The organism is Pseudomonas sp. GW821-FHT09C09, assembly GCF_059418105.1.
Map to the genome: position 1 here is coordinate 466356 of NZ_JBWKPF010000004.1, position 21153 is coordinate 487508.

At 61.6% G+C, this 21153-nt stretch carries 17 protein-coding genes; 9 read left to right on the top strand and 8 right to left on the bottom strand.

Annotation, left to right across the window (positions count from 1 at the left end):
• Positions 1–144: 144 nt before the first annotated feature.
• On the bottom strand, positions 145–1431 hold the full coding sequence (locus tag AC07NR_RS15650) for an OprD family porin (protein WP_085733304.1): 1287 nt from the start codon (positions 1429–1431) through the stop codon (positions 145–147).
• A gap of 298 nt (positions 1432–1729) precedes the next feature.
• Positions 1730–2398, bottom strand: a complete 669-nt coding sequence (locus AC07NR_RS15655; RefSeq protein ID WP_305833311.1) for a DsbA family protein — start codon at positions 2396–2398, stop codon at positions 1730–1732.
• Positions 2399–2642: 244 nt separating this feature from the next.
• Here AC07NR_RS15655 and AC07NR_RS15660 point away from each other — a divergent pair, with 244 nt between their 5' ends.
• Positions 2643–4730, top strand: a complete 2088-nt coding sequence (locus AC07NR_RS15660; RefSeq protein WP_305833312.1) for a TonB-dependent receptor — start codon at positions 2643–2645, stop codon at positions 4728–4730.
• A gap of 64 nt (positions 4731–4794) precedes the next feature.
• On the opposite strand, the gene AC07NR_RS15665 is transcribed toward AC07NR_RS15660, so the two are convergent.
• The 3 genes from AC07NR_RS15665 to AC07NR_RS15675 form a co-directional block, all read right to left on the bottom strand.
• On the bottom strand, positions 4795–5007 hold the full coding sequence (locus AC07NR_RS15665; RefSeq protein ID WP_065257771.1) for a hypothetical protein: 213 nt from the start codon (positions 5005–5007) through the stop codon (positions 4795–4797).
• A gap of 245 nt (positions 5008–5252) precedes the next feature.
• Positions 5253–6359 (bottom strand): agmatine deiminase, encoded by a 1107-nt coding sequence (gene aguA, locus AC07NR_RS15670; RefSeq protein ID WP_248738647.1) that lies wholly within the window; start codon positions 6357–6359, stop codon positions 5253–5255.
• A 179-nt stretch (positions 6360–6538) separates the two neighbouring features.
• The gene (locus AC07NR_RS15675) at positions 6539–9451 is read right to left on the bottom strand and encodes an aminotransferase (protein WP_495078900.1); all 2913 of its coding nucleotides are present in this window, start codon (positions 9449–9451) and stop codon (positions 6539–6541) included.
• 179 nt (positions 9452–9630) lie between these two features.
• On the opposite strand from AC07NR_RS15675, the gene rfbC reads away from it, so the two are divergent.
• Genes rfbC through AC07NR_RS15695 form a run of 4 tightly spaced genes read left to right on the top strand, consistent with a single transcriptional unit; the run spans position 9631 to position 13871 of the window.
• On the top strand, positions 9631–10176 hold the full coding sequence (gene rfbC, locus AC07NR_RS15680; protein ID WP_248738649.1) for a dTDP-4-dehydrorhamnose 3,5-epimerase: 546 nt from the start codon (positions 9631–9633) through the stop codon (positions 10174–10176).
• Positions 10177–10228: 52 nt separating this feature from the next.
• Positions 10229–12037, top strand: a complete 1809-nt coding sequence (locus AC07NR_RS15685; protein WP_248738650.1) for a sensor histidine kinase — start codon at positions 10229–10231, stop codon at positions 12035–12037.
• On the top strand, positions 12034–13419 hold the full coding sequence (locus tag AC07NR_RS15690; RefSeq protein WP_248738651.1) for a sigma-54-dependent transcriptional regulator: 1386 nt from the start codon (positions 12034–12036) through the stop codon (positions 13417–13419). The genes AC07NR_RS15685 and AC07NR_RS15690 overlap by 4 nt, the downstream gene beginning before the upstream one ends.
• Positions 13416–13871 (top strand): YiiD C-terminal domain-containing protein, encoded by a 456-nt coding sequence (locus AC07NR_RS15695; RefSeq protein ID WP_495078901.1) that lies wholly within the window; start codon positions 13416–13418, stop codon positions 13869–13871. Before AC07NR_RS15690 ends, AC07NR_RS15695 begins: the two co-directional genes overlap by 4 nt.
• A 15-nt stretch (positions 13872–13886) precedes the next feature.
• Here AC07NR_RS15695 and cysQ read toward each other — a convergent pair whose 3' ends face one another.
• On the bottom strand, positions 13887–14720 hold the full coding sequence (cysQ, locus tag AC07NR_RS15700) for a 3'(2'),5'-bisphosphate nucleotidase CysQ (RefSeq protein ID WP_495078971.1): 834 nt from the start codon (positions 14718–14720) through the stop codon (positions 13887–13889).
• 5 nt (positions 14721–14725) lie between these two features.
• On the bottom strand, positions 14726–15292 hold the full coding sequence (gene nudE / locus AC07NR_RS15705; protein ID WP_495078902.1) for an ADP compounds hydrolase NudE: 567 nt from the start codon (positions 15290–15292) through the stop codon (positions 14726–14728).
• A gap of 88 nt (positions 15293–15380) precedes the next feature.
• Here nudE and yrfG point away from each other — a divergent pair, with 88 nt between their 5' ends.
• Positions 15381–16043 carry a GMP/IMP nucleotidase gene (gene yrfG / locus AC07NR_RS15710; protein ID WP_495078903.1) on the top strand — a complete coding sequence of 221 codons (663 nt, stop codon included), beginning with the start codon at positions 15381–15383 and terminating at the stop codon, positions 16041–16043.
• Positions 16044–16136: 93 nt separating this feature from the next.
• On the opposite strand, the gene lysM is transcribed toward yrfG, so the two are convergent.
• Complete coding sequence (lysM, locus tag AC07NR_RS15715) at positions 16137–16577, bottom strand: peptidoglycan-binding protein LysM (protein ID WP_065257779.1); 441 nt, start codon at positions 16575–16577, stop codon at positions 16137–16139.
• A 137-nt stretch (positions 16578–16714) separates the two neighbouring features.
• Here lysM and AC07NR_RS15720 point away from each other — a divergent pair, with 137 nt between their 5' ends.
• The 3 genes from AC07NR_RS15720 to AC07NR_RS15730 all read left to right on the top strand — a co-directional run bounded on the left by AC07NR_RS15720 (position 16715) and on the right by AC07NR_RS15730 (position 20879).
• On the top strand, positions 16715–17602 hold the full coding sequence (locus AC07NR_RS15720; protein ID WP_495078904.1) for a LysR family transcriptional regulator: 888 nt from the start codon (positions 16715–16717) through the stop codon (positions 17600–17602).
• A gap of 92 nt (positions 17603–17694) precedes the next feature.
• Complete coding sequence (gene fdhD, locus AC07NR_RS15725; RefSeq protein WP_495078905.1) at positions 17695–18534, top strand: formate dehydrogenase accessory sulfurtransferase FdhD; 840 nt, start codon at positions 17695–17697, stop codon at positions 18532–18534.
• Positions 18531–20879 (top strand): FdhF/YdeP family oxidoreductase, encoded by a 2349-nt coding sequence (locus tag AC07NR_RS15730; RefSeq protein ID WP_495078906.1) that lies wholly within the window; start codon positions 18531–18533, stop codon positions 20877–20879. The genes fdhD and AC07NR_RS15730 overlap by 4 nt, the downstream gene beginning before the upstream one ends.
• The last annotated feature ends 274 nt before the right edge of the window (positions 20880–21153 follow it).

The window sequence follows — 21153 nt, forward strand, 5'->3', positions numbered from 1 at the left end:
GTTTGAAACGCGATTTGAAACGGCCTGAAAGTGCATTTCAAATGACAAAAACACGGGTTTTCATGTTTTTTTCAGAAAAACCGTCAAAAAAAAACCCCGAACCAGTCGGGGTTTTTTATCGGTTTTCGCGGGTTCAACCGATCATCAGAAGATGTTGATCGGATAATCCACGAACACACGCAGCTCGTTGCCGCTGACGTTGTATTCGCTGGATTTCTGCGAAACACGCAGGATCGAGCTACGTACTTTCACGCTCAGGTCTTTGGCCGGGCCGCTTTGCACGACGTATTTGAACTGGTTGAAGATTTCGCGCTCGGTGCCGCCTTCGCTGGTGGACGTGGTGATGTTGTCGCCACGTACGTACGCGAAGTTGTAGCTCAGACCCGGTACGCCGAATGCGCCGAAGTCCAGGCCGTAGCCCAGCTGCCAGCTGCGCTCGTCTTCAGCGTTGAAGTCCGACCAGTAGGAGTTGGCCAGGTAGATGGTGTTGCCACCGTCACCTACGCGACCCTGACCTTTCTGGTAGCCGCCGTAGGCGTAACCCAGGTTGCTGTCGCCGGTGGAACGCTGGTGCGCCACCGTGAACGAGTGCGGGCCGGTGGCGAAGGTCGCTGCCAGGCTCCAGATCTTGTTGTCGTCGCCGGTCACACCGTTTTCGCGGACATAGGAGTTGTCCAGCTTGGTGCGGTAACCGTTGAAGTCCAGGGTCAGGGACTGATCCTTGTCGATCGGGAACACGTAGTTGGCGTTCACGTATTGCTTCTTCAGCACGTCTTCGACGTCGGAAGCGTACAGCGCAGCCTTGAATTGTTCGGTGAACTGGTAGCTACCGCCCAATACGTTGATCGACTTCAGACCACCGCTGTCACGGCCTTCAGCGCTCTTGCGCGACTCGGCGGTGAAACGACCGGCATCCAGTTGCAGGCCTTTGATCTCTTTGGAAGTGATCAAGGTACCGGTGTAGCTTTCCGGCAGCAGACGCGAGTTGTCGTAGTTCAGCACCGGCAGGGCCGGCATCTGGTCACCGTAAGTCAGGGTGGTGTTGGACAGGCGGAATTTCACCGCCGCGCCGCCCTTGGACAGGTCGTTGGCCGGTTTGCCGCTGTCGCCCTTCTTGAAGAAGTCGATGCCGCCGGCGCCGCTGCGATCTTCGCTGCGCTCCAGGTTCAGGGCGTACAGGCCGAATGCGTCAACGCCGACACCGACAGTACCCTGGGTGAAACCGGACGAGAACGTACCGATGGCCGCCTGGCCCCACTCGGATTTGTCCTTGTTGCCGTCTTTGTAGTCACGATTGATGTAGGCATTGCGCAGCAGCACTTTGAGGCTGCTGTCTTCAACAAAACCCTTGGACTCGGCCTGGTCGTTAGCCATGGCCTGAGTGGCGCTCAACATCCCCAATGCGATCAGACTGATCCGCTTGTTCAACATTTTGTTTTCCTTATTACGGGTTGAAACGCGCTGTGTCGAACGGCTGAAACGGCGCTTGATGCACTCTTTTATTCACCCCGAAACAAAAAGGCCCGCTCAAGACAATGTCATGGCGGGCCTGCTCCTGATTTTGAGTCATGGCGGTTAGCCACAGGCGTTGGGCCGAATCGTAGCCGCGCCCTGAACAATGTGTCAATTTCAAGAATCGTCTTTAAATAGGCAAAAATCGTCTAATAAAAGTAAATTTTTCGAAAGCTTCGTGCGGGGAAATGCCTGTAGTCAGGGATTTGATGCCCGGTCACGCACAACCGTCGAGGCCACAGACCGGCAGGCCTTGCGCGTCGGGTGCCGACGGAATCGACTCGCTCAACCATTGTGCAAACGCCTGCGGTTTGCCGAGCCACGGGCCGATATCGATCAGGGTGAACTGGCCGTCCTGTTCCAGCGCGAAGGTCGGGAAGCCTTGGCCACCAAGTTTCGCCAACAGTGCGCGGCTGTTCTTTATGTGTTGATCGGTGTCAGTCGCTTTCAGGGTTTTGAGGAACGTGTCCGCCTCGTAGCCCATCTCTACCGCGCACTCCACGAGGACGGACTCATCGGCAATTCGCCGGCCTTCTACATAGTGTGCGGTTTGCAAACGACCCAGCAGTTCCAGTCCACGCCCATCGATGCTTTCTGCTGCCATGACTGCGGCAATCGGCGGAGCCGAATCAAATACCGCCGTGTGATCACGCAACAGGCCTTCGAAATAGGCTTCGCCGAACGGCTGCCCGGTGTACTCGGCAATGCGCCGGTCGTGAGGCATTACATAATTGCGCAGTTGCGGTGAAACGCTCTGGCGGTTGGCACCCGTCATCATGCCGCCAGCGTGGCCGATTACCGGCAACACTTGCTGTGCGGCCTGGACCAAAGGTTTGGCGCCGTAGCACCAGCCGCACAGAGGGTCGTAAATGTAGTGAAGGGTCATGTGAAAACTCCGGGAAATCGATGGCAGCCACGTTAATCCCTCGGTGGTTGCGGAAAAACGCCGGAATGGCTTTCAGTCTGTTTCGGCAATCGGTCGAATGCCGTCGTTATCCGCGCAGATACAAACCAGAAACAAATTGACACAATCAAACCACGGAACTTTTCCGGAATAATTAACGGAAGCAAATGCAAAGCATTACCATTCGCGCGCTCGAATTCTTCCACCCTTTCGGATGCGCTTTTCAATGCCTGCCCCGTTCCGTCTCACGCCCGTCACGCTTGGGCTTTCTGCCTTTTTGTCCTCCGGTTTCGCTTACTCCGCGACCGAGCTTCCTGCCACGTCGATCAGCGCCGAAGCGCAGGCCGACGACCCGCGCGTAAAGGTCAGCAACACCGCGACCCGCACCTCCACCCCGGTGCGCTACGTGCCGCAGGCGATCGACTCGATCAAGACCGCCAACGTCGCGGACTACGGCATCAATGACATCGAAGACGCCCTGAGCGGAATCCCCAACGTCAGCGGCGGCGGCGACACGCGCTTCGACAGCCTGCGCATCCGTGGTTTCGATGCCAGCAACGATTTCTATCTGGACGGCATCCGCGACGACAGCCAGTACAAGCGCGACTTGCACAACATCGAACGCGTCGAAGTGCTCAAGGGCCCCGCCGCCGTGCTGTACGGCCGTGGCAGCCAGGGCGGGATCGTCAATCGCGTCAGCAAGGCACCCGAGGCCGGCCGCCGCTCGACCATCGAGGCCCAGGGCGGCAGCGAAGATCTGCGCAGCCTGTACGCCGACCTCAGCGCCGACCCGAGCGAGAACATCAGCCTGCGCCTGAACATGGGCAACATGGACGAAAACAGCTTCCGCGACGGCGTCAGCGGCAACCGCAAACTGTTCGCGCCGTCGATGAACTGGCAGCTCACGCCTGACCTGAACTGGCTGGTGCAATACGAATACAGCCGCTACAACCGCACGCCGGATCGCGGCATTCCCGGGGTCGGTGGACGTCCGGCCGACGTTGGCCGGGACACGACCTACGGCAACGATCACGACTTCATCGACGACAAGACGCAATCCCTGCGCTCGCGACTCAGCTATGAACTCAACGACAACTGGCAACTGCGCCACACCCTCGGTGTGTTCAAGCTCGACAGCGATTTCGACAACACCTACCTCACCGGCTTCGACGCGAAAACCAACAAGGTCACCCGCCAGCACTGGCAACAGGACCTGACCACCCGCAACGTCTACAACAACGTCGAGCTGGAAGGTGGATTCGACACCTTCGGCCTCGAGCATCGCCTGCTGACCGGGATCGAAACCGGCAGCCAGCGCCGCGATCCGACGCTGTACAACGCGGCCACTGGCCGGGGCACTCAGCCGGTGCCGTCGCTGGACCTGTACAACCCCAACCGCGACCTGCGCCACACAGGGCGCATGCAGGTGTCGAGCAGCAGCCACACCGAAGTCGAAAGCCGCGCGATCTATGTTCAGGATCAACTGCGCCTGAACGATCAATGGCAACTGCTGGCCGGCCTGCGCTACGACACTTTCGATATCGAGTCGACCAACAAGCTGCGCAACATTTCCGAAGACCGTGACAGCCACAGCACCAGCCCGCGATTCGGCGTGGTCTGGACGCCGTTGCAGAACCACTCGTTCTACGCGTCGTGGACCAAGACCTTCTCTCCGGTCGGCGGCGGTCTGATCGGTATCACCCCGGGTGCGGCCGGCAACACCAACGACCTGAGCCCGGAGCTGACCAAGCAGAAGGAAATCGGGGTCAAGAGCGACTGGCTCGACGATCGCCTGAGCACCACCCTGGCGATCTACGAGCTGGAGCTCTACAACCGCCGCACCACCGATCCAAACGACCCGACCCTGACCGTACTCAGCGGCCTGCAACGTTCACGCGGGATCGAGCTGACCGGCACCGGCAAGATCGTCGGCAACTGGTATGTGCGCGGTGGCGTCGGCGTGCAGGACGCGACCATCGAGAAGGACAACAACGGCCTGGAAGGCAAGCGCGTCAACAACGTCGCCAAGCACAACGGCAGCCTGTTCCTGACCTGGAAACCGGAAATGGGCTGGTACGGCGAAACCGGCCTGACCCTGGTCGGCCAGCGTTACGCCGATAACGCCAACACCACCGTGTTGCCGGGCTACGGTCGCTGGGACGCCCTGGTCGGCTACCGCCACAAGGACTGGGACCTGCGTGCAGCGCTGAACAACATCACCGACCGCGAGTATTACGCTTCGGCCACCAGCGCCTTCCAGATCCAGCCGGGCGCACCGCGCAGCCTGGTCATGACCGGTACCTACAGCTTCTGATTCGCGCCCATAAAAAAAGCGCTGCCATCCCGGCAGCGCTTTTTACAATCCTTGTTTGTTCTTCTTATCCTTCCATCACATCCCAAAGTGCATCCAGTTCGGCCTCGCTGAACAGGCCAGCGGGGTAACGCTCGATCATCATCCGGCGCGGATCAGGTTCCCTGATCTGACGCGTTCCATTGGACTTCAACCAGTGCGCGACAATCTGGAGCGACTCACTATTTACAGCCATGGGATGCAACGTCCGCTCGCTGATTACGTTCACTTCGGCGTTCATTTCAGCGCTCTCTCCCCGTTCGTGAGCGGCTAAGTTATCCAAGGTTTATGACAGAACTGTTGAAGTTCTCCCCCCTCCCTAGTGCGTCATGAGCGATACAAGAGCTATGCCAACGTAATGAAATTGTCGACCGGCGGACATAAAGAAACCCGCAGTCCTGACGGGCTGCGGGTTTCTCTTCAAGCGTGGGCAACAAATGACTGCCCGGTCGATTTTCCAATCAACTCAAGCTGTTACATCCGCACTCACTCTTTGTGCGGCGCGGGTTGCTGTTGGGTAAGGCAGTGAATGTTGCCGCCCCCCAGTAACAGTTCGCGGCCCGGCACCATCACAACTTCGTGTTGCGGGAACAGCTTCTGCAGGATCTCCCGGGCTGGCGCGTCCATCGGATCGTCGAAGCTTGGCGCGATAATGCCGCCGTTGACGATCAGGAAGTTCACGTAGGATCCGGCCAGACGCACGCTCGGATTGCGCTCCTGAGTGCCGTCCACCGGATCCACGCCCGCGCATTCCTCTTCGGTGGCAAACAGCGGCCCCGGGATCGGCATCTTGTGCACCGTGAACGGGCGACCCTTGGCGTCGGTGCTGCTTTCCAGCACCTTCATCGCAGCCTGGCAGCGCGGGTAGTTCGGATCCTGCGGATCGTCGGTCCACGCCAGCAGCACTTCACCCGGACGCACGTAGCAGCAGAAGTTATCCACATGGCCGTCGGTTTCGTCGTTGAACAGGCCATCCGGCAGCCAGATGATCTTGTCCACCGACAGGTTGTCGCGCAGCACCGCTTCGATGTCTTCGCGGTTCAGGTGCGGGTTGCGATTGCGGTTGAGCAGGCATTCTTCGGTGGTGATCAGCGTGCCTTCACCGTCGACGTGAATCGAGCCACCCTCGAGTACGAAGCCCTCGGTACGGTAGCGCGGGCTGCGCTCGATTTCGAGGATCTTGCCGCCGACCTGGGAATCGCGGTTCCACGGGGAATACAGACCGCCGTCAAAACCGCCCCAGGCGTTGAAGTCCCAGTTCACACCGCGCACTTCACCGCTGTTGTTGATCACGAAAGTCGGGCCGCTGTCGCGGACCCAGGCGTCATCGCTGGACATCTCGACCACGCGGATATTCGGCACATCGAGGCGCGCGCGAGCGTTTTCGTACTGGCCGGCGGAGACCGCCACGGTCACCGGTTCGAAACGCGCGATGGCCTTGGCCACGGCAGCATGAGCGGCCTGCGCCGGCTTGCCGCCCAGACGCCAGTTATCCGGACGCTCGGGCCAGATCATCCAGGTCTGGGTTTGCGGCGCCCATTCGGCCGGCATGTAGAAGCCATCGGCGCGTGGGGTACTTTTCAAGGTGGTCATGTCGATCAGGACTCCAGGGAACGGTCGAGGTTGTTCAACGCGCCGAACAGGTTTGGACGACGGACGATGGCGACTTTATAAACGATAAATATCGACTTTAAAAGCTAAAAACAAATACCGAGTTTTGTTTTTACCGATTAATACCGATAGAAATCGGCATTAATCGGACTACCACAGGCTCAGAGGCCTTCTTCCAGCACCTTCGACAGCATGTCGACAAAGAAATCCACACTCTGCCGTGAAGTGACCATCGGCGGTTTGATCTTGAGGATGTTCAGGTCATCGCCGGTCGGCTGCATGAAAATCCCCAGCTCCCGCAGGCGATCACACAGCAGCGTGGTTTCTTCGGTCGCCGGCTCCAGGGTCTGGCGATTGCGGATCAGTTCGACCCCCAGATAGAACCCCGAGCCATGCACTGCGCCGACCAGCGGATGTTTATCGATCAACGCCTCCAGCCGCTGCTTGAAGTGCCCGCCGACGACCTGAGCGTTTTCCCAGAGTTTTTCTTCTTCCATGACATCGAGCACCGCCATGCCGATCTGGCAACTCACCGGGCTGCCGCCGGCGGACGAGAAGAAGTAGCCCTCGGCCTCCAGCGCCTCGGCGATTGCCCGACGGGTGATCACCGCGCCCAATGGCTGGCCGTTGCCCATGCCTTTGGCCATGGTGATGATGTCCGGCACCACGCCTTGCTCTTCGAAGCCCCAGAAGAAGTGGCCCATGCGCCCGTAGCCGACTTGCACCTCGTCGGCGATGCACACCCCGCCCCGGGCGCGCACCAGTTCATAGACTTTCTTGAGGTAGCCCGGCGGCAGCGAAATCCCGCCCGCATTGCCGTAGACCGGCTCGCAGATGAATCCGGCCAGTTGCCGTTTCTGTTCATCGATTTTGGCCAGGTTGTGTTCAACGCTGCGCACGTAATCCGGTGCCGAATCGAGGCCACGGAATTCGCCGCGATAGATGTTCGGCGCAGTCACCGGATGCACCCAGTCCGGACGGCTGCTCAGGGCTTGGGGGTTGTCGGCAATCGACGTCGATACCGCGTCCGCACCGACCGTCCAGCCGTGATAGGCCTCCAGCACACTGAGCATGTCGCGCCCGCCGCTGTAGGCCCAGGCCAGACGGATCGCCAGATCGTTGGCCTCGCTGCCGCTGTTGACCAGGAACACCCGATCCATGCCTTCCGGCGCCAGTTTCAGCAAGCGTTCGGAAAACTCCGCGACCGCCGCATAGTTGAACCGCGAGTTGGTGTTGAGCAATGACCACTGCCGACTCGCGACCGCCGCCATGCGCGGATGGCCATGTCCGAGCACCGCGACGTTATTGAGCATGTCGAGGTAGGAGCGGCCCTGCATGTCGATCAGGTGATTGCGCCAGCCGCGTTCGATACGCGGCGGGTCGACGTAATAGTGTTTCTGGGTGCGGGCGAAACTGGCGTCACGGCGCGCCAGCAGGGTTTTCGCATCCAGTTCCGGTTCGGCGTCGCAGGCCAGGCCCAGCAGTGCTGCCGGCGATGGCGACAGCGCCTGCCACGCCGGCGCGTGGGTCGGCGTGCAGAACAGCGGTGCCTCCAGATGCGCATCGCGGACCAGTTGCACAATCAGCGGCCCGTCCACCGAACCCAGCACCTGGCCTTTGACCAGCGCCGCACCGCCCTGCAACGACGGCGTCACGCCCCGCAGACGCAGGCTCAGTTGCGGGCCGTCGAGTCGCAGCGCGCCGTCGGCTGACAAATGCAGTACGCCGGCGAACGGCGCTTCGACCGCTGTCCCTTGAGGCACACGCAATTCGACGTGCAGCGGGAACGTCTCTGGTTCTTCGGCGCTGTCAGGCCGGGTGCGGGACAAACGGAATTGCCCGTATCGACTGGCAGCCAGTCCATGGATCGCGGCGGCTTCATTCAGCAGGCGTTGATCGATGCCTGGCTGTTCCCAGTTACCGGCCTCGAAATGCGCGCTCAATACACCCAGATCAATCAGCGCGAACTCGCGCCCGACCAGACCGGGCAACAACGGTGCGAAGCCTTCACTGTCGATGGCCGGCAATGCCTGCCCGACCGCCGAGAGAATCGCCGCCTCCATCAGCGCCAGCGGCACCGACGTCGCGACCCGGAAGATCTCCCACTCATGAGCAAGGTTGTCGCGGCTGTAGGTATTGCCCGGATCGATGCTGACCTGTTGCTCGCCACTGAGCACCAGCACCGCCGCCCGCGTCACGATCAGCGGCCACAGCGCCTGCAATTCTTCGTGTTGCAGCGGATTGACCGCGTGATAGGCCTGCACCGCCGGCAGGATCACGAACGGATCGCCCCCGGCGTGATGCAGCAACGCGGCACAGGTGACCGACAGATCGGTGATGCGCCAGGTACGCACCAGATCGCCGAAATCGATGACACCCTGCAACTGCCAGTGCCGCCGGGCATCACGTTGCCAGACCACGTTGTCGTCGGTGATGTCCATGTGGATCGCCTGCACCGGCAGCTTTTCCAGCAACGGTTGCAGACGGCGACCGGCCTGTTCGGCGGCATCTGCAATCAGTGCGCGCTGGTGCTGATCCCCGATCACCGGCAGCAGATGCTCGATCAGCGCGCTGGCGTGGCGCGCGTCCCACTGCAAGGTGCGTTCGAGTCCCGGATGGTCGAACCCGGCCAGGGCCAGGTCCATTTCGCCGCAGAGCCGACCGAATCCGGCAACGACTTCGTGGCCAAGATGATCGAGCGCGGTCAGCGGCTGACCTTCGATGTAGTCGAGCAGCCGCACGTGCACCGCTTCACCGCCGATCTCCAGCGACAACAGGTCCTGGCCGTCATTGGCCGGAATGACCCGGGGAACATGGACATCGCAATGTTCGGCCAGATACTTCAGGCCGGCGTGCTGAGCCTGCAACTCCACCAGTGAATAGTCGCCCCGGCAGATCTTCAACACGAACCGCCCGCGCTCACTGTCCACGCGATAGTTGAGGTCCTGCTGACTGCCCAGCGCCTGCAGCGTGCCGCTCAGCCCGTAATGCTGCGACAGTACCTGCAAGGCCTGCTCAGCAGTGACCTGTGGGCCTGGAAGACTGGCGCGGTGAATCAACGTGGCGAACGACATGGAACGACCCCTGAAATTTTATTAGGCGCCTATATCGCCACTGCTTCGGGCGATAAGCAACCCCCGACCATCCGTCCCCCGTGCGCTGTGTGGCGGGCATATTTGCAAGTCTGCACTCGCGCCCACCGGCACTTTGCGCAAGAATGTCGGCCATCCAAACCAGTCACTGGAAAATTTTCATGAATGTAATCACCACCGACCTGCCCGGTGTTCTGATCATCGAACCCAAGGTATTTGGTGACGAGCGCGGTTTCTTTTACGAAAGCTTCAATGCCAAGGCTTTTCAGGACGCAACCGGCCTGGATACACAATTTGTTCAGGACAACCATTCCCGCTCGCAAAAAGGCGTCCTGCGCGGTTTGCATTACCAGCTGGAAAACACCCAGGGCAAACTGGTCCGCGTCACGGCCGGTGAAGTGCTCGACGTGGCCGTCGATATCCGTCGCAGCTCGCCGCACTTCGGCAAATGGGTTGCCGTGCGTCTGTCCGCCGACAATCACCGTCAGCTGTGGGTACCGGAAGGCTTCGCCCATGGTTTCGTGGTACTGAGCGAATTCGCCGAATTCCTCTACAAGACCACGGACTACTACACCCCGTCGGCCGAGCGCAGCATTCGCTGGGACGACCCGGATCTGGGCATCGACTGGCAACTGGACGAAGCACCGAAACTGTCCGCCAAGGATCAGACAGCGGCCTTGCTCAAGGATGCCGACGTCTTTTCCTGAAGTGCCCCAAGCCTAGGCATAATGCGCCTGTATCCACAGGCGCCCGATGCTCATGACTCCGACCCTTCCCCGCCGCCCCCGCTGGCGCAGCCTCGCCCTGCTGGCACTGTGCCTGGCCCCGCTGCTGTGGCCGCTGGAACATCTGGCCGAGCGCTACTACCGCAGCGAACTGATCGGGCAGAACCGCCAGACCCTCGACCTCTACGTCGCCAACCTGCTGGGCACACTGCATCGCTACGAAGTGCTGCCACAGATCCTCGGGGATCTGCCGGCCCTGCGGGCGATCATCGGTGCGCCGGACGACGGCGTCACCCAGGGCAATGCCAACCGCCTGCTGAAAAACATTGCTGCCCAGACCGGCGCCGAAGTCATGTACCTGATGGACACCTCCGGCCGGACACTGGCCGCATCGAACTGGGACAAGCACGACAGTTTCGTCGGGCGCAATTTCTCGTTCCGGCCTTATTTCAGTGAAGCCATGGCCGGGCGCCTGGGCCGCTTCTTCGGCCTTGGCACCACCTCCGCCAAACGCGGCTACTTCTTCGCCGCGGCCGTGCGCAATGGCGAAAAAATCATCGGCGTGCTGGTGATCAAGGTCGATCTCGACCACACCGAAAGTCTGTGGGGCAAAACCCCGGAGCAACTGTTGGTGACCGACCACAACGGCGTGGTCATCCTCACCTCGCGTCCGGAATGGCGCTTTCGCTCGACCCGCCCATTGAGTGGCGACGAACGCTCGGCAATCACCGCGATCCAGCCGTATCCGACCCGCGAGCCGCGTCCATTGAACCTCAGCCCGACCGCCTGGCTGACCCAGACCCGGGACATCGAAGAAACCGGCTGGAGCGTCAGCATCCTGGCCCCGCGCACGCTGATCGACCGTCCGGTGCGCACCGTGGTGGCCGTCGGCGGCGCCACGCTGTTGGTGGTCATGCTATTGCTTGGTCTGATGATGCAGCGCCGTCGCCATTACCTGGAGCGAATCGCATTCGAAGCCAAGGCGCGACGGGAACTCGAAGGCCGGGTCGCCGAACGCACCAGCGATCTGGAAGGGCTCAACCGGCGTCTGAAACAGGAAGTGCTGGAACGCGAACAGGCCCAGCAGGAACTGGTACGCGCCCAGGACGATCTGGTGCAGGCCGGCAAGCTGTCGGCGCTGGGCACCATGTCGGCGAGCATCAGCCACGAACTCAATCAACCGCTGGCAGCGATCCGCAGTTACGCGGAAAACGCCGAAGTGTTGCTTGATCATCAGCGCACTGAAGATGCTCGCGGCAACCTCAAGTTGATCAGCGAACTGACCGGGCGCATGGCATCGATCATCGCCCACCTGCGCGCCTTCGCCCGCCGCGATCGCCACGCCCCGGAAAGCGTGGCCCTGCAACCGGCGCTGGACGATGCCTTGGCGCTGCTGGCCAAACGTCGCCGGAGCATGGATGTCGAGCTGATCCGCGACCTGCCCGCCGCAACCTTGTGGGTCGAGGCCGGGGAAACCCGTCTTCGCCAGGTCCTCGGCAATCTGTTGGCCAACGCCCTCGACGCCCTGACCGAGAAAGGCCCGCCGCGCAAATTGTGGCTGAGTGCCGAATCCACCGGCGAGGGCGTCAATCTGTACATTCGCGACAACGGTCCGGGTTTCTGCATGGAAGCCCTGGGCCGCGCCAGCGAACCGTTTTACACCACCAAGACCCGCACCCAGGGGCTTGGTCTGGGGTTGGCCATTTGCGAAACCCTGATGCGCGCCTTTGGTGGTGAACTGTCGTTCGCCAACCACAAGCAAGGTGGCGCCTTGATCACCCTGCGGCTGCGCGCCGGCGCGCCCGGGGTCAGCCTGCAACCGTCCGAGGATCGAAGTGCATGACCATCGACAACCGCATTCAGGTGGTGCTGATCGACGACGATCCGCACCTGCGTCAGGCCCTGGGCCAGACGCTGGATCTGGCCGGCCTGAAAATCCTTCCGCTGTCCGAAGCCAAGGGCCTGGCCACCCAACTGGAGCGTGACTGGCCGGGCGTGGTGGTCAGCGACATCCGCATGCCCGGCATGGACGGACTTGAGTTATTGAGCGAACTGCACGCCCAGGACCCTGAGTTGCCCGTACTGCTGATCACCGGTCATGGCGACGTGCCGCTGGCCGTGCAAGCCATGCGCGCCGGCGCCTACGATTTTCTGGAAAAACCCTTCGCCAGTGACGCCCTGCTCGACAGCGTGCGCCGCGCACTGGCCCTGCGCCGTCTCGTGCTGGACAACCGCAGCCTGCGCATGGCCCTGAGCGACCGCAACGAACTGAGCGCCCGACTGGTCGGCCACTCGGCCCCGATGGCACGCCTGCGCGAGCAGATCGGCGCACTGGCCGCGACCAAGGCTGACGTCCTGATCCTCGGCGAAACCGGTGCCGGCAAGGAAGTCGTCGCCCGTGCGCTGCACGACCTGTCGAGCCGGCGTAACGGCCCGTTCGTGGCAATCAACGCCGGGGCACTGGCCGAGTCGGTAGTGGAGAGCGAGTTGTTCGGTCATGAGCCCGGCGCCTTCACCGGCGCGCAGAAGCGCCGGATCGGCAAGTTCGAATTCGCCAATGGCGGCACGTTGTTCCTCGATGAAATCGAAAGCATGAGCATGGACGTGCAGGTAAAACTGCTGCGCATGCTGCAGGAACGAGTCGTCGAACGCCTCGGTGGCAATCAGTTGATCCCGCTGGACATCCGCGTCATCGCCGCGACCAAGGAAGACCTGCGTCAGGCCGCCGATCAGGGTCGGTTCCGGGCGGACTTGTATTACCGCCTCAACGTGGCGCCGCTGCGCATTCCGCCACTGCGTGAACGAGGCGAAGACGCGCTGGTGTTGTTCCAGCACTATGCCGACGAAGCCAGCGCCCGCCACGGTCTGCCACCTCATGAACTGCAACCGGCACAACGGGCGTTGCTGCTGCGTCACTCCTGGCCGGGCAATGTGCGGGAATTGCAGAACGCGGCGGAGCGTTTCGCCCTCGGCCTCGAACTGGCGCTGGACAACTCTCAGCCCGACGGCAGCGGCGCGACCATCGAAGTCACCAGCGGTGGCCTCAGTGAACAGGTGGAACATTTCGAGAAGTCCTTGATCGCCGCCGAGCTGGCCCGCTCGCACAGCTCGGTGCGCAGCCTCGCCGAAGCCCTGGGCATTCCGCGCAAGACCCTGCACGACAAACTGCGCAAGCACGGGCTGAACTTCGCCGACAGCAGCAACCATGGAGACGAATCCGAATGAAGCACGATAGCCATTATCTGGAATCCGTCCTCCATCACGACATTCCGCTGACCCGGGACATGGGCCTCAAAGTGCTCGACTGGCATGAACAGCAACTGCGCCTGCACTTGCCGCTGGAGGCCAACGTCAATCACAAGAGCACCATGTTCGGCGGCAGTCTGTATTGCGGCGCGGTGCTGGCCGGCTGGGGCTGGCTGCATCTGCGTTTGAAGGAAGAAGGCATCGACGACGGACACATCGTCATTCAGGAAGGACAGATCAGTTATCCGCTGCCGGTGACCGGCGATGCCATCGCGATCTGCCCGGCGCCGAGTGCGGCCGTGTGGAAGAGATTCCTGACGATGTATCAGCGTTACGGACGGGCTCGACTGACCCTGCAGACACGGATCGTCAATGCGGGCAGCGATGAGGATGCGGTGACCTTCAGCGGGCAGTACGTGCTGCACCGCTGAGGTATGGAAGTGCGCTTACGAACGGGCCAGCTCCAGCAGCTTCGCGCGCCATGCGGCTTTTGCCGGCAGCGCCAGGAAGAACTCGTTCAGCAGTGATTCCCGCGCCGGGTAGCAGAACGCTTCACCGTTCAACCCCAGCACCTCGCCACCCGCGCCTTCCAGCACGCCTTGTGCTGCCGCCGTGTCCCATTGGGATGTCGGTGCCAGTCGCGGATAGCAGTCCGCCGCACCTTCGGCCAACAGACAGAATTTCAGCGAACTGCCGATGTTGGCCAGTTGCAACTCGCCGAGGCTTGCGCTCAATCCGGCCAGCAAGCGTTCCTGCTCCGGGCTGGAATGACGGCGGCTGGCGACCACGGTGAAAGCTTCGCCAGGGCCAGGCACGTCACGCACCCGAATCGCCACCGGCGTGCCGCCTGTGTCGCCCCGCCAGGCACCAAGCCCGGCACCGCCGACGTAGAAACGCCCATTGGTCGGCATCGAAACCACCCCGAACACCACGCGGCCATTTTCGATCAGGGCGATGTTGACGGTGAACTCTTCACTGCCGCTGATGAATTCCTTGGTGCCATCCAGCGGATCTACCAGCCACCAGCGCTGCCAGCCGGCGCGCACGCTTTGCGGGATGTTGGCGTCCTCCTCGGACAACACCGGGATGCTCGGATCCAGCGCCGTCAGACCGGCGACGATCACATGGTGCGCGGCGAGGTCCGCAGCGGTCACCGGCGAATCATCGGACTTGGCGGTGACCGCCACATCGGCGCGCCAGAACGGCAGGATCGCCTCGCCGGCCTGCAGCGCCAGCTCAACCACCGGTGCCATCATCGGATGGGGAAAACTCATCGACATCTCACTCATGACTGGAAAACGCCGCGCTGGATCAGCAGATCGCGGGCCAGGTACAACGCCGCCAGGGCTCGACCTTCGGAAAATTGCGGATTTTGCGCCAACGAAGAGAGATCCCGCAGGTTGACCTTGTCCACCCGCATCGGCTCCGGCTCATCGCCTTCCAGTCGTTCTTCGTACAGATCGCTGGCGAGCACCACCTGGATTTTCTGGCTCATGTAGCCGGGAGACAGCGACAGCTCGGTCAGGTGCTCCAGTTGCCGTGCGCCGTAGCCTGCTTCTTCCTTGAGTTCACGCTCGGCCGCCGCCAGCACGTCCTCACCCGGTTCGATCAACCCTTTGGGCAGGGACAGTTCATATTCGTCGGTGCCGCCGCAGTACTCCTCGACCAGCACCGCATGCTCGGCATCGAGCATTGCCACGATCATCACCGCGCCATAACCGGCGCCCTTGCCCACCAGCCGCTCGTAGGTGCGCTCGACGCCGTTGGAAAAGCGCAGCTTCAGCTCTTCGACGCAGAACAGACGGCTGGTGGCGACGATTTCCCGGGCGAGTACGGTTGGTTTCTGGCGCATGCAAAGCTCCTTGGCGTGAACGCGCTACTATAACGCGGCTTTTCCGATTGTTTGTGTCGGATATCTTTCTACCGTTCGAGACGTTGCCATGCCTTCATTACCGTGGTCCGACATCGATACCGTTCTGCTGGACATGGACGGCACGTTGCTGGATCTGCACTTCGACAACCACTTCTGGCTGAAACACCTGCCACAGCGCTACGCCGAACTGCATGGCGTGAGCCGGGCCATGGCGGAAATGGAATTGCAGCCGTTGTTCGAGCGCCATGCCGGTCAATTGCAGTGGTATTGCCTGGATTTCTGGAGCGCGGAACTGAAGCTGTCGGTGCGTGAACTGAAACTGGAAACCGCCCACCTGATCGCCCTGCGTCCGGACGCCGACACCTTTCTGGCCGCGATCAAACGGGCCGGCAAACGTGTGGTGATGATCACCAATGCACACCGCGATTCGCTGTCGCTGAAACTGGAACGGGTTGAACTGGCGCCCTATTTCGAGCGGCTGATCAGCTCTCACGATTACGGATTCCCCAAGGAGAACCCGCAGTTCTGGGACGCCTTGCAGGCCGATATCGGATTCGACCCGGCGCGCAGCCTGTTCATCGACGACACCTTGCCGATCCTGCGCAGTGCGCGGGATTTCGGGGTAGCGCATCTGTTGGCGGTGAAGGAACCGGACAGTCGCAAAGGGCCGAAGGACACGGCGGAATTTGCGGCGGTCGAGGATTATCGGGATTTGATCAAAGGGCTTTAGACCGCGCGGACTTCATCGCGAGCAGGCTCGCTCCCACAATGGAAACGCATTCCAATGTGGGAGCGAGCCTGCTCGCGATTGCGGTTTCGAAAGTTAATCAGGAATACGCAGCGTCTGCCCCGGATAGATCTTGTTCACATCCTTGAGCATTGGCTTGTTGGCTTCGAAGATCTTGTTGTACTGGTTGGCATTGCCATACACCGCCAGGGAAATCGCGCTGAGGGTGTCGCCCTTTTTCACCACCACAAAACGTGCGGCGGCCACCACCGGCCCGGTCACGGTGATCTGGTCATCGACACTGCCCACGCCTTCGATGTTGCCGACGGCCAGCAGAATCTTCTCTTTCTCTTCCTGGCTCGCCACCTCGCCGGTGACCGTCACCTTGTCGCCGTCCACGGTGGCCTGGACATTGGGGTTACCCAATCCGACCTTGCTGATGTGTTCCTTCAACTGCTCGCTGGCATTGGCGTTGCCGGGGGTCAGCAGGTCGATCAGCTTCTCACCCGCCTCTTTTACAAAGCTCAAAAGACTCATAGCGCACACTCCTTGATTTAAGTTCCAGACGCCCAAGCCTAGACCACCCCGAACCCCACCGGTTCCGGCCCGACCAATGACCCTGCCCCCGTGCAAGCGGTAGAATCGCCCACCCTTGCCAGCGCCCCGGAGCGAAGATGGACATCAAGCAGCTGAAATTCCTCATCGCCCTCGACGAAACCCGCCATTTCGGCCAGGCCGCCGCCCGCTGCCACATTACCCAGCCGACCTTGTCGATGCGCCTGCGCAGCCTCGAAGAAGAACTCGACCTGCCGCTGGTCAATCGCGGTCAGCGCTTCGAAGGCTTTACCGCGCCAGGCGAGCGAGTGCTGGCCTGGGCACGCACGGTGCTGGCGGCTTATGACGGCTTGCAGGCGGAAGCGGCAGCCTGTCGCGGCAACCTGATCGGCACCTTGCGCCTGGGGGTCGTGCCGCTGTCCAGTTTCGATCCGCTGCCGCTGATGCAACGCCTGCACGCTGCACACCCGGAACTGCGTTTCGAACTGTCGGCACTGAGCTCCGAGCAGATCCTCGAACAACTGGCGGACAACCGGATCGACATCGGCGTGTCCTATCTGGATCGTCTCGACAACGAACGTTTCGAATCCCTGGCCTTCGACGAAACCCGCATGGGCCTGCTTTACGATCAGCGTTCCTTCAGCTTCGGCGAAGCACCGCTGAGCTGGCAGGCGCTGATCGAACTGCCGCTGGGCATGCTCACCAGCGGCATGCACTTTCGCCAGTCCATCGACCACAACTTCCACAGCCGTGGCCTGACACCGCAGCCGCTGTTGCAGACCGACGCCGTGCATCAATTGTTACAAGCTGTGCACGGCGGATTCTGCTGCGCGATCATGCCGCTGGACGGCGGCCTCGAACGCCTCACCGATCACCTGCGCCTGCAACCGATCGATAACGCCCAGACCCTCGCCCGACTGGGCCTGATCATGCGCCGTGGCGCCCCGCGTTCGGCGCTGGCCGAGGCCTGTTTCGCGCTGTATCAGAAATCGCCAGCCGCCGCTTGATCGACGGCATCTATCGATAGATCGACACTAGCGATTAGACGCGACAAGTTGCCGCGCCTAGTCTTAACGTTGATCAATCCGTCGGTGATGCCATGAACGCCAAGCGCCCGGCCTGCGCGGCGCCTGCACTCGAAACGCCCGCGCCCGCCGCCAGTCAGACCTACAGCTACAGCGACCTGCCCCTGGCGGAGTCGACCAGCACCGCGCTGGCCGAGGAAGTCGCGCTGGCGATTGCCTACAACGGCATCAGCCAGGCCGTGATGCTGGTGACACCGACCGACCTCGAAGACTTCATCGTCGGTTTCAGCCTCGGCAGCGGCATCATCGAAGACGCCACCGACATTTATGACCTGCAACTGACCGGTTCAGGCTCGGCGCAATACGCCCAGGTGACCATCGCCAATCGCGCGTTCTGGAACCTCAAGCAACAACGTCGGCAACTGGCCGGCACCAGCGGCTGCGGTTTGTGCGGCGTGGAAGCGGTGGAACAGGCGTTGCCCGATCTCAAGGTCTTGCCCGGCGCGCCTTTGCCGCCGGTCGAATGGCTCGACGGTCTGCGCCAGCGCATCGGCGCGTTCCAGCCGCTCGGCCAGCATTGCGGCGCGGTGCACGCGGCGGTGTTCATGAACGCCAGCGGTGAATTGCTGCTGGGCCGTGAAGACATCGGCCGGCACAACGCTCTCGACAAACTGATCGGCGGCCTGATCCGGCAAAAGATATCCACAACCGGCGGCCTGGCGATTGTCACCAGCCGCTGCAGCCTCGAATTGATTCAGAAAGTCCTGCGCGCCGGGATCCAGACCCTCGTCAGTCTGTCAGCGCCCACCGGCCTCGCCGTGCAATGGGCCCGTCGCCACAACCTCAATCTCATCCACCTGCCGCAGAAAAACGCGCCGCGGGTGTATAGCCCAGAAATGGAGAAACACCCGTGAGCCAACACCATCAAGCCGACCAGAAACCCGTCCCGCGCTACAAGCCCTACAAGGGTGCCGCCGGCGGCTGGGGCGCACTGATCAGCGTGGCCCAGGCCTGGTTGACCAGCGACAACGCGCTGAAAAACCTGCGCATGATGCTCAAGACCAACCAGAACGGCGGCTTCGACTGCCCGGGCTGCGCCTGGGGCGATTCGCCGGAAAGCGGCATGGTCAAGTTCTGCGAGAACGGCGCCAAAGCAGTGAACTGGGAAGCGACCAAGCGTCGCGTGGATGCAAAGTTCTTCGCCAAGCACAGCGTCACCGCGTTGCTGGAACAGAGCGACTATTGGCTCGAGTATCAAGGGCGTCTGACCGAGCCGGTGGTGTATGACGCCGAAACCGATCGCTACAAACCGATCAGCTGGGACGATGCCTACGCCCTGATCGGTAAACACCTGCAAGCGTTGTCGAGCCCGGACCAGGCCGAGTTCTACACCTCGGGTCGCGCCAGCAACGAAGCGGCATATCTGTATCAACTGTTCGTCCGCGCTTTCGGCACCAACAACTTCCCCGACTGCTCGAACATGTGCCACGAGGCCAGCGGTGTGGCGCTCGCGCAAAGCGTCGGTGTCGGCAAAGGCACCGTGACCTTCGACGACTTCGAACACGCCGATGCGATTTTCGTCTGGGGCCAGAACCCGGGGACAAACCATCCGCGCATGCTCGAACCGCTGCGTGAAGCGGTAAAACGCGGTGCTCAGGTGGTGTGCATCAACCCGCTGAAAGAGCGCGGCCTGGAACGTTTCCAGCACCCGCAGCACCCGATCGAAATGCTCACCAACGGCGACAAGCCGACCAACACCGCGTATTTCCGCCCGGCACTGGGCGGCGACATGGCGGTGTTGCGCGGCATGGCCAAATTCCTGCTGCAATGGGAGCGGGATGCGCAGAAGGCCGGCGCGCCGGCGGTGTTCGATCACGACTTCCTCAATGAACACAGCGTCAACGTGCTGGAATACCTCGGCGTCGTCGATGACACGCCGTGGGAGCAGATCGTCGCGCAGTCCGGCCTGAGCCTGTTGGAAATCGAGCAAGCGGCGCGCATGTACGCCAAAGGCAAGAACGTGATCATGTGCTGGGCGATGGGCATCACCCAGCACCGCCACTCGGTGCCGACCATCCAGGAAATCGCCAACCTGATGCTGCTGCGCGGCAACATCGGCAAGCCCGGTGCCGGTCTGTGCCCGGTGCGCGGCCACAGCAACGTGCAGGGCGACCGCACCATGGGCATCAACGAGCGTCCGCCGGTGGCGTTCCTCGATTCCCTGGAGCGTCGCTTCCAGTTCAAGGTGCCGCGCCACAACGGGCACAACGTGGTCGAAGCGATTCACGCGATGGCCGAAGGCCGCGCCAAGGTGTTCATCGGTCTGGGCGGCAACTTCGCCCAGGCCACGCCGGACAGCCCGCGCACCTTCCAGGCCCTGCGCAACTGCGACCTGACCGTGCAGATCAGCACCAAGCTCAACCGCAGCCACCTGGCCCACGGCAAGGACGCATTGATCCTGCCGTGCCTGGGCCGTACCGACATCGACATCCAGACCGAAGGCCCGCAAGCCGTCACCGTGGAAGACTCGTTCAGCATGGTGCACGCCTCCAACGGTCAGTTGCAGCCGCTGTCGAACCAGATGCGCTCGGAGCCGTCGATCATTGCCGGCATCGCCGCCGCCACACTGGGCAGCAAACCGGTGGACTGGAACTGGCTGGTGGCCGACTACCGGCGCATCCGCGAACTGATCGCCGACACCATTCCGGGCTTCAAGGACTTCAACGAGAAGGTCAAGAACCCTGGCGGCTTCTACCTCGGCAACAGCGCCGGCGCGCGCAAGTGGAACACCACGTCGGGTCGGGCCAACTTCAAACCGAACATGCTGCCCAAGGACCTGATTCACGAGCGCACCCGCGCCACCGGCAAACTGCCGGACCTGATCCTGCAATCGATGCGTTCTCACGATCAGTACAACACCACGATTTATGGTCTCGACGATCGTTATCGCGGTGTGAAGGGACAGCGTGACGTGCTGTTCGCCAACGAGGCGGACATCATTCGCCTGGGCTTCAAACCGGGGCAGAAGGCAGACATCGTGTCGCTGTGGGACGATGGCCGCGAGCGTCGGGTGAAGGGCTTTACGTTGCTGGCGTTCGATATTCCGGCGGGTCAGGCAGCTGCCTACTATCCAGAGGTCAATCCGCTGGTGCCGCTGGAAAGCACCGGGGACGGCAGCCATACGCCGACGTCGAAGTTCATCGCCATTCGTTTGGAAGCGGCGAGCGAGACGGGGTTGATCATGGCCAAGTCGGCCTGAATCCGAGCGTTCCCACGCTCAGCGTGGGAACACAGTCCGGGACGCTCAGCGTCCGGATTTCAGTCCCAAGGCATTCCGCGAATTGTTTTCAAACGCCCACAAAAAAGGCCGCTTTTGCATAAAAGCGGCCTTTGTGAAGTAGCTAAAGACCGGCCAAAATCGGTTAAGTTCCACCCAAAAATCAGTAACTTGCATAATTGTATACAAGTCGTGTTATTCGTCGGATTTCGATTGTCAGCCTTGTTACACAGCCTCAGGATCGCGCCGTCATCCC